Here is a 3,415-nt window from a genome sequence, read left to right on the forward strand (position 1 = left end):
ATTTGTCGTTATAATCATAATTACCTCCAATATCATCTTTGGTAATTATACATTAATATAACAAATAAATGTGCATTCTTAAATGATCATTTTTCTACATTCTTATCATATCATTTATATAGAAGTGTATAGCACAGATACAAGGTGCAGGTATTATATCAGTGCAGAGTGTTTGGGGTATATAGTAAATTGGTTTTCTAAAGATATTTATATTTGATATATAACTATTACAGGGGGCTAATGAAAGCTTTGCTTTCATGTAGCTTGGAGTGGAAACCCATGATTTATGAAAAAACACTTAATCATAATAGCTCTATATATGCACTAAACATGCCTATAAACACAATTGTAATTGTCGCTGTCCAAAGGAGACTATAATATTTTTCCAACCGGGGAAAATTAACCGACATTGTGAACTGTGAATTGTTACTTAGTCTTGTGCAATAATAAAAGAAGGTATCGCTAACAATTTTTATTTGTTAATGCGACACCTCCTTTTTTTACATTATAAGAATTTTATTTGTAATATTTGCTTAAAAACAGTAAAGAAAAATCTTATTTTTATAAGTAATTATTGGAGATAATAGAGTATTATACATTTATAGGTGCGTGAATAATGCTAAAGTACGTATATTTTAAAATTAAAAATGTAATTTATTACAATTAAATATAATTTAAATATTTATAAAAAAATTATTGTATTTTTTGTGAAAAGGATTATAATTTTTATATAGAGAAAGGAAAAATTTAAATTAATAGTAATAAATTTTATAAATGTGGATTTATTTCCATTACGTTTATATTATATTTATGCTATTTTGTTGTATTTGTTTATAGATAATTTGTAACACTTTTAGTTTTAGTTAATGGAATTAAATATAAATTTTAAATAATCTAAAAAGATTGTTAAAACTAAAGGGGGGAACCATTATGGGAAAAATGTCAAAGCGATTAACTAGTTTGATAACAACATTGGTGCTAACAACTGGTTTAATTTGCGTCACTGGTTTATTTAAAGCACCAGTTAAAGTTTATGCAGCCGATACAGAAGCTACTACTAATTATGGATTGGCAAGTAAAACAAGGGATGGAGTAATATTACATGCTTGGAACTGGAGTTTTAATACAATAAAAGAGAATTTACCTAAGATTGCAAAAGCAGGGTATACTTCTATTCAAACATCACCAATTCAAGGAACTAAGGAAAATACTATGACTACAGCTCATTGGTGGCTTTTATATCAACCAACTAATTTTAAGATTGGTAATGCACAATTAGGATCTAAGGATGAATTTAAATCAATGTGTGAAGAAGCTGAAAAATATGGCATAAAAATTATAGTAGATGTTGTTTGTAATCATATGGCAAATACATCTGAAAATCAAAATAAGTTTTCTCAAGATATAGAGGATAAATATAAAACTAGAGAATTTTGGCATGAATATGATAATCCACATGGAATAGATTATAACAATAGATACAGTATTACTCATGATTGTATGGATTTACCGGACTTAAATACGTCCAATAAAACATTACAAAATGATATAATTTCATTTTTAAATGATGCTATTGATTGCGGTGCTGATGGATTCAGATTTGATGCTGCAAAACATATAGAATTGCCAGACGATCCAGATGGAAGTGATTTTTGGCCAACAATTCTTGAAAACGTAAAGAATAAAGATAAGTTATTTATATATGGAGAGATATTAGATACTAATAATGGTAATTCAAGAACTAGTGCTTATTCTAATTATATTAATGTAAATAGTGATTCTTATTCTAAAGAATTAAGAAAAGGAATAGGATTTGATGATAAAAGAGATGTAGCTAAGAATATAGGACAAGCATCTTCAAGTTATTATAATACTGATAATGTAGATAGTAAGAAGTTAGTAACTTATGTAGAGACTCATGATGATTATGCGGCAAATGGAAGTGGAGCAAGTAGTAATACTGGTCTCATGAGTGATTGGTACAATAAAATGGGATGGGCTATTGTAGCAGCAAGAGATTCAGGTACACCACTATATTACAATAGACCAGCAGGATCAAGTTCTTCAAATCCATTACCAGGAACAATGGGGAATGCTGGTAATGATATGTGGAAGAGTACTGATGTAGTAGCAGTAAATAAGTTCCACAATGCAATGATTGGAGAAAAGGAATATATTAGAACATTAAGTAATAATACTATGGTAATAGAACGTGGAAATAAAGGTGCAGTTATAGTAAATCTAGATGGAACAGCAAAGATTAATACAGAAACAAATCTTGAAGATGGTACTTATAAGAGCATTGCATCTGATGGTGGAACTTTTTATGTTTCAGGTAGAAGACTTACAGGTACTGTAGCAAGTGGACAAATTGCTGTTTTTTATAAAGAGGATGCTCCCCAAGTTTCAATTTCAAAAGAAAGTTGTGATTTCACAAATACTTTAGATTTAACTTTAGGTGCTTCAAACTATGATAAAGCATATTATACAATAAATGGTGCAGAAGAAGTAGAATATAGTAATGGTAAGATTATAACTATAGGAAAAGATTCTGCCGTAGGTAGTAATATTACTGTTACATTAAAAGGTGTTTATGGCGAAAAGGAAGTGGAAAAAACCTATAGATATACAAAGGTTGAGCCATTAAAACAAAAAGTTGTTTATTTCAAAAAACCATCTAGATGGGGAACACCTAAAGTTTATATTTATGATGATACTACTTACTCAACAGTTAAGAAAATAGCAGCATGGCCAGGAGTTGAAATGACTTCAAATGGCGGAAACCTTTACAGTTATACTCTTCCAGAGGAGTGGAATGACTTAGATGCAAAAGTTATTTTTACTGATGGAACTAATCAAACTTCAGGTACAAATAAAGCAGGGCTTGAGTTAACTAGTAGAAGTATGTTATATGATAATGGTTCTTGGAATGAATATAATGAAGATAACACTGATGAAGCATTAGTAGCATATTTTGTTAAACCATCTAACTGGGAAACACCAAGAATTTATGTCTATGATGATAGTACTGGAACAGTTAAAAAAATATCTTCTTGGCCAGGAGAATTAATGACTTCAGAAGGGGAAAATCTTTATAGCTATACATTACCTAAAGAATGGAGATATGCAAAAGTTATTTTTACTGATGGAACTAATCAAACTCCAAGCGCAAATGGGTCAGGGTTTGAGATGAAAACTAATATGATTTATGACAATGGATCTTGGACTGAATATAAATAGAAATTTAGTCTAAGTTAATGCAACTATAAAAAGAAGGAGCATAGCTAACAAATGGATAAAGTGGACCCTTTGTCAAGGACAATACAAAAAAAGGGGTTAAGCAATATTTTTAAGAAGATGATTTCTATACTGTATAGGAGTCATCTTTTTTAGATTCCATTGATATCTATAATTA

General features: G+C 29.4%; 2 protein-coding genes. One reads left to right on the forward strand and one right to left on the reverse strand.

Translation table 11 applies throughout. The features are described 5' to 3' along the window. The first annotated feature begins 930 nt into the window (after positions 1 to 930). Complete coding sequence (locus KQI30_RS16580; protein WP_216464457.1) at positions 931 to 3,240, forward strand: starch-binding protein; 2,310 nt, start codon at positions 931 to 933, stop codon at positions 3,238 to 3,240. 96 nt (positions 3,241 to 3,336) lie between these two features. Here KQI30_RS16580 and KQI30_RS17655 read toward each other — a convergent pair. Beyond that, the coding region (locus KQI30_RS17655; protein WP_367397842.1) for an IS3 family transposase at positions 3,337 to 3,415 on the reverse strand (79 nt) is incomplete at its 5' end.

The sequence above is a fragment of the Clostridium bornimense genome, from assembly GCF_018917145.1.
Lineage (GTDB): Bacteria > Bacillota > Clostridia > Clostridiales > Clostridiaceae > Clostridium_AN > Clostridium_AN bornimense_A.

Bases quoted from the DNA above. Each gene is read 5' to 3' on its own strand.
- KQI30_RS16580 (WP_216464457.1), top strand. From the start codon at position 931: ATGGGAAAAATGTCAAAGCGATTAACTAGTTTGATAACAACATTGGTG.